Here is a 7,274-nt window from a genome sequence, read left to right as displayed (position 1 = left end):
TTCGTGAGATTGATCTAAGCCAGATCGTCAAATCCCTCGAAACGCTTACTACCTTAGTAAACAACGGCGATGGAACGTATACCTATACGTCAGAGAACGGCACAAAAACGATTGTTAATGTACCACAAGATGTTATAGATCAGTTTGAAAAGATCATCAACAATGAAACAGTTAAAAATAAAATATTAGAACTCCTAACTGTAGTGGGTGGCGGAAATGTGTATTACGATGGTACAAGATTTACCTATGCAGATGCCAATGGCGTTGTGCGTGAGATTGATTTAAGCCAGATCGTCAAATCCCTCGAAACGCTTACTACCTTAGTAAACAACGGCGATGGAACGTATACCTATACTTCGGAGAATGGTACAAAAACGATTGTTAATGTACCACAAGATGTGATTGATCAGTTTGAAAAGATCATCAACAATGAAACGGTTAAAAATAAAATATTAGAACTCCTAACTGTAGTGGGTGGCGGAAATGTGTATTATAATGGTACAAAATTCACCTATGTTGATGCCAATGGCGTTGTTCGTGAGATTGATTTAAGTCAGATCGTCAAATCCCTCGAAACGCTGACTACCTTAGTAAATAATAACAACGGTACTTTTACGTATACTTCGGAGAATGGCACCCAAACGATTATTGATGTTCCTCAATCGGTGATTAATGAATTTGAAAAAATCATCAGTGATGAAACGGTTAAAAATAAAATATTAGAACTCCTAACTGTAGTAGGTGGCGGAAATGTGTATTACGATGGTTCAACATTTACCTATGCAGATGCCAATGGCGTTGTTCGCGTGATTGATTTAAGTCAGATCATCAAATCCCTCGAAACACTAACTACTTTAGTAAACAACGAAGATGGAACGTATACCTATACTTCGGAGAATGGCACAAAAACGATTATTGATGTTCCTCAGGATGTTATAGATCAGTTTGAAAAAATCATTAACAATGAAACGGTTAAAAATCAGATTTTAGAATTGATAACAATATCAGGAGGAGGTAATGTGTATTATGATGGTACAAAGTTTGAATATCTCGATGTAGATGGAATAAAGAAAATCATTGATATTTCAGCTATAGTCAAAGCCAATGAAACGCTAACTACTTTAGTAGACAATGGCGATGGTACCTTTACGTATACTTCGGAGAATGGCACCCAAACGATTATTGATGTTCCAGAATCTGTAATTAAAGAGTTTGAAAAAATCATCAACAATGAGACAGTGCGACATGAATTGGAGCAATTAATTCTAAATAAGGGAGGAAATGTGTATTATGATGGTACAAAGCTTGAATATCTCGATGAAAATGGAGTAAAACAAATCATTGATTTATCAGGTATGATTAAAGACAATGAGACGCTAACTACGTTAATTAACAACCAAAATGGTACGTATACCTATACGTCAGAAAATGGAAGTCAAACCATCATTGAAGATACCTTAACTGTATTAGCTTACAATCCAACAACGGGGATTTTGACCTACAAAGATGAACACAAAAACATAGCAACAGTAGATATCAGAAATGCGGTAAAAACGTTTGAAACAGTAACCCGTATCACGAGTAATACAGCGGCAGGAACAGTTACGTTTGTAGATGAAAAAGGAGTTTCGACGGTGTTGGATATGAAAGCAGTAGTGAAAGCGCATGAAACAACAACTAAGTTAGTGAATAACAATAATAATACCTTTACGTATTACAACGAAAAAGAGATTGATGCTGCCGGTAATCCAATAGCCAATAGAGGTACGACATTTAGAATACCAAGAATTGAGACATATGATATGACATCAATGATTAATTCTGGAGTTAAGACTCCAAGAGATTATACTTATGCTGACATGACTAGTGGGGGTACTAATGGAGTTTCTCATTTTCCGAATTTGGCATTTGAAACCGCTTTTTCAGGAACTTTAAATGCGGATATTAGTAGACCTAATACTTCAAGATATTTAAATGTAAATTTTACTATTAGGGGGCATATTTTAACTATCAGTGAGACTGTTTCCTATATAGGAAGTGTTGAAGTTGAAGCATTGATTGAAGTAGAACTTTTGATTAATGGTGTTGTGATAGAAACATTTACTCCTAAATTTTTTAGATTTGGTGGGTATGAGAGAGGAGAAAATTATTGGGAGGAAACTTTTAATTGGCCTGCAGTGATTCCGAATAATTTAAACATAGCGGCTAGTAATAACTTAGAAATTAGATTGAAGCCATCTAGAAATACTTTTAATAAAAATCTCGGAAACGGCCAAGGTTACTTTTCTGATGATATGAGAGTATTAGTTTTGAATGTCTCCAAAGTAATGATTCAGCTTTTTGAAAAATAGAGTATTCTAGAAAAAGCGTTCAAGTATTTGTGTGTTTTTTGGTTGGAGTCTTGCCCAGTTTTTGGGCAGGCTCCTTATCAAAACATTTCAAGTAACATGACAAACATAAACTAGTAATTTTAAAGCGTAGTTCATATCCATTGCGATAGTTACAATACGCACAATGAGGTGATCAAACAGAACGACTTATTAGTTATCATTATTTTATGTCTCTTATCACGGGAAAGCTTTTGTGAAAATAAGTAAAGAAAAAGAGAGTGACTCAAAAGGTCGCTCTCTTTCTTTTCATGCTCATGTTCTCAACGGAATTAATTTTTAGACAGTTTCAATCGTGCTTCAATAGTCACTGAAGTTGTCTTGGTTTTTATAAAATAAAGAAGGAAAGTGCTCAAACCTACACCCCTAAAACAATAGTAGCTCATTTGGTTACTGGAATAAGGGAGATGTACTGCCAATTTTCAAAAAAAAGGAGAGTAAGAACTTCTGTTTTTGTAGCGAATTGAGGTCGTAAAATTAAAATACAACCAAAAAATAGAGTAGGAGTAAGCGATCGGGTTGCGAAAAAGTTAAAATAGACAAGGTAAATCGGATCTAGAAGAATAGGAAGGAAAATATAAGGTTAAAATATCCACAGGTTTAGATGAATTGAGTAATAAAGGAGGTAGTTGTACGCAAAATAGTTTAGTCGTGTATTTAAAATTGTAGATTGGAGTGTAAAAAACAACCCTTTTTTAAAAAAAAGGGTTGTTTTATTCTTTAAAAGTTAAAGTGTGTATCAATAGTGTATTGATGTTTTATTGATATTTTTTTTAACTTTTTTGTTGATTATGTTTGTTTATTGCTTTTTGTTTCGGTATTTATTCAGTTATATTCAAAATATTTTAAAAATATTAATAAATTTTGAGTTTGTGTGAAATACAAAAAAACAACGTATAAAATAAGAATAGATAAAACTAAATGGACAAATTATGAACAGAAAATTACTTACAGCTGCAACTTTACTTTTGGTTTCAGTTGTGCACGCTCAAGTGGGAATTGGAACAAGTACACCCAATAAATCTTCGGAATTAACGATTATGTCAAGAGATAAAGGAATTTTGATTCCAAATATCAATTTACAAAGTACGGTGGACCGAACAACGATTAAGAATGGCAATGTAGAAAGTTTATTGGTTTATGCCAATGCGAAACAAGGAGACGTAAAACCAGGATTTTACTATTGGGATAAAACCAAATGGGTGAGAATTGTTCCCGATGTCGATATAGCGGATGAAGTGGTGAAGAACTTTAAGACAATTATCGAAAATGAAACGGTAGTAAAACAATTGGAACAAATAATCCAGCAAACAGCAGGTGGCGTATTTTATGACGGTACGAAGTTTGAGTATATCGATGAAAATGGAGTAAAGCAATTGTTAGATATCTCCACTATCGTTAAGACCAATGAAACACTGACTACGTTAGTCGATAACAACAATGGTACCTATACGTATACCTCAGAAAATGGTACTCGAACTATTATTGATGTTCCTCAATCGGTTATTAAAAGGTTTGAAACAATTAGGAACAATGAAGCCGTACTGCGTCAATTAGAACAAATCGTTTTACAAACAGGAAGTGTAGTGTATTTTGATGGTACCAATTTTGAGTATAATGATGCGGAGGGGTACAGACATAGTATTGATATTCTGAACCTTGTTAGAACCAATGAAACGCTCACTACTCTAGTAGACAATCAAAATGGCACTTATACCTATACCTCAGAGCAAGGTGTCCAAACGACTATAGATGTTCCTCAATCAGTCATTAAACAGTTCGAAAATATTGTCAGCAATGAAGAGGTGTTGCGTCAATTAGAACAAGTGGTTTTACAGACCGGAAGTGTTGTGTATTACGATGGAAATAATTTTGAGTATAACGCTGCGGATGGAAGCAAGCAAATCATCGATATTTTAGCCATTGTTAGAAGCAATGAAACACAAACTACGTTAGATGACAATAAAGATGGTACGTATACCTATACCTCAGAGAACGGAACTATAACAACGATTAATGTGCCTCAAAATGTTATTGACCAATTTGAAAATATTGTCGGAAACAATGCGGTGATGCATCGACTAAAAGAAATAATTCTACAAACAGGTGGAAATGTATATTTTACTGGAACGGCGTTTGAATACAATGATGAAAATGGAGATCGACAAGTGGTCAATATAAATAAGATTGTAAAAGATAATGAAACCTTAACCATATTGTCATATGATACGACAACTGGAATTCTAACCTATAAAGATGAACATCAAGCTTCCGTCAAAGTAGATGTAAAAAATGCTGTAAAATCTTTTGAAACGGTAACTAGTATAAGCAGTGATTTAGCTGCGGGAACAATCACGTTCACAGACGAAAAAGGAACTAAAACGGTAGTGGAAATAGAGTCGTTAATAAAAGCAAATGAAATCATAACTAAATTAGTGGATCACGGCAATGGGTCATTTACTTATTATAATGAAAAAGCAATCGATAGCAATGGCAATCCGATAGCTGCTGCTGGAGTTAAGTTTACAGTGCCTAAAGTAGAAAAGTATGATTTAACGAAAACAATACGCTTCAGTGATGGAATGTCTACAAACCAAAGTTGGAGTTATAATGAGATGAACTTCACCTTAGGTGCAGTTTCACAAATATACCGTCTATCGAATGAAACCTATAAATCAGTTTATCGAGCATATTTTAGTGCAAATAACAACCCTTCTGTAACAAAGTATATGCATCTAGATTTTACAGTCAAAGCTAATACAAATGGTAGAGTAAATAACGCGTTTGGTGCTGTTGAAGTATTTTCGATGATAGAATTAGAAATTTACGTGAATGGTTCATTAATGAAAACTATGAATGAAAGAATTTATACTTTCGGAGGAAGTACGACGGGTTGGGATACTCAGTATGGAGATTATTCCGTTATGATTGCTTTTCCAAATGACCTGCGTTTAAATAGTTCTGGTAATACAATAGATATTAGAATAAAACCTACTCGAAATAATTTTTTCAAAAATGCCACCAAAACTGATCCAGGTTATTTTCTTACAGGAAGTGCAAACGTATTTAACGTAGTTTTAGACGATAATCTTGAAATTAACATATTTGAAAAACAATAAATAGACAGCGCATTCCAGTATTTGTGTTTTTTGGTTGGAGTCTTGCTCTTTTTTGAGCAGGCTCCTTTTTTTGTATGTATTTCTCTTGTTTGATATACCGTGTAAGGGTTGAAACAAGAAATCGGATATGGTGTACAACTGGGTAAAAGTAGTTGGTTGTACCTTGTAGACTTGTCTAGTTTAAAAAATAGAATACTTTTTGTAAAAAAGTAAATCTTCCTTATAATTTAACGAATGTTAAAAGACGTTTTGTTTCGTTCTGTTTGCTGAAATTCAATGCTTTTGATTCTTTTTTTAACTTTTCAGCTATTTACTTTTGAATGAAACACTTTTTGAATAAGGGTAGGATTGATGCTTCTATGTGGATGATTGGGCAGGAATAGAAGTATGCAATTAATTGATTCAATTTTTTAAAAAAAGTAAGTATGAAAAAAAAACTAGTATCTATTGCTGTTCTGCTTTTTGCATCAGTAACTTATGCGCAGGTAGGTATTGGAACTACACAACCCCATAAATCTGCTGAATTAACCGTATTGTCTAAAGACAAAGGGGTTTTAATTCCCAATATTACCTTAACAAGCACAACTGATGCAACTACAATCGCTAATGGCAATGTGGAAAGTTTATTGGTTTATGCTAATAAAGCACAAGGGGATATTGTTCCTGGTTTTTACTATTGGGATAAAACTAGATGGGTGCGTCTTATCTCTAATGTAGATGTAGCGGATGAAGTGATCAAGAATTTCTCTAAAATTATCAGTGATGAGTCATTGCGCAATCAACTGGAACAATTCTTCAATCTCTCAGGTGGCAATGTGTTTTATGATGGAACAACATTAACCTATAAAGATGCTACAGGAACTGTACGAGAGATAAGTATTGCTGCTATAGTCAAAGCCAACGAAACGGTAACAACTTTAGTGAAAGATCCCTCAGGCAACGGAAAATACACCTATAGAAATGAAGCGGGTGTAGAAGTAGTGATTGACGTTTCTTCCGATGTGATTAAAAACTTTGAACGCATCATCAACAATACAGAAGTTCAAGAGTTTTTAAATCAGTTTATTGTCGATAATGGAGGCAACGTGCGTTATGATGGTAATACATTTAGCTATACCAATGCTGACGGCACAACAACTACCCTAGATATGGGAGCTACTGTCAAAGCGCATGAAACCAAAACGACCTTGGTAGACAATCAAAATGGTACCTATACGTATACCTCAGAGAACGGAACGCAAACGATTATCAATGTACCTCAATCTGTTGTTGAACAATTTGAAACGATTATCGCGAATGAAGTAGTGAAAGAACAGATCGAAGAAATTATCAAGAATGTTGGAGGGAATGTGTTTTATGATGGAACTAAATTCGAATATACCGATGGTAGTGGAGTCAAGCAGTTGATTGATGTTGCTGCTATTGTCAAAGCCAATGAAACGGTAACTAGTTTAGATTATGATTCTACTACTGGGGTTTTAACTTACCAAGATGAAGAAGGAGAGGCTTCAACAGTAGATCTAAAAGCAGCAGTCAAAGCGCATGAAACCAAAACGACCTTGGTAGACAATCAAAATGGTACCTATACGTATACCTCAGAGAACGGAACGCAAACGATTATCAATGTACCTCAATCTGTTGTTGAACAATTTGAAACGATTATCGCGAATGAAGTAGTGAAAGAACAGATCGAAGAAATTGTCAAGAATGTTGGAGGGAATGTGTTTTATGATGGAACTAAATTCGAATATACCGATGGTAGTGGAGT

2 protein-coding genes and 1 pseudogene are annotated in these 7,274 nt (G+C 34.5%); all 3 read left to right on the top strand.

The genetic code is table 11. The annotated features are described in order from the left end of the window. On the top strand, positions 1-2,351 hold a 2,351-nt coding region (locus H4K33_RS15980; RefSeq protein WP_182650808.1), incomplete at its 5' end, for a hypothetical protein. A 968-nt stretch (positions 2,352-3,319) separates the two neighbouring features. Continuing rightward, positions 3,320-5,506: a hypothetical protein gene (locus H4K33_RS15975; RefSeq protein WP_182650804.1), complete on the top strand. Its 2,187-nt coding sequence runs from the start codon at positions 3,320-3,322 to the stop codon at positions 5,504-5,506. Between the two features lie 425 nt (positions 5,507-5,931). Further along, positions 5,932-7,274 (top strand): annotated as a pseudogene (locus H4K33_RS15970) (hypothetical protein); the annotation flags it as partial.

The sequence above is a fragment of the Myroides sp. WP-1 genome (genome assembly GCF_014145635.1).
GTDB lineage: Bacteria > Bacteroidota > Bacteroidia > Flavobacteriales > Flavobacteriaceae > Flavobacterium.
This window is presented reverse-complemented; position numbering and strand designations above follow the sequence as displayed.

Bases quoted from the DNA above. Each gene is read 5' to 3' on its own strand.
- H4K33_RS15975 (WP_182650804.1), top strand. From the start codon at position 3,320: ATGAACAGAAAATTACTTACAGCTGCAACTTTACTTTTGGTTTCAGTT.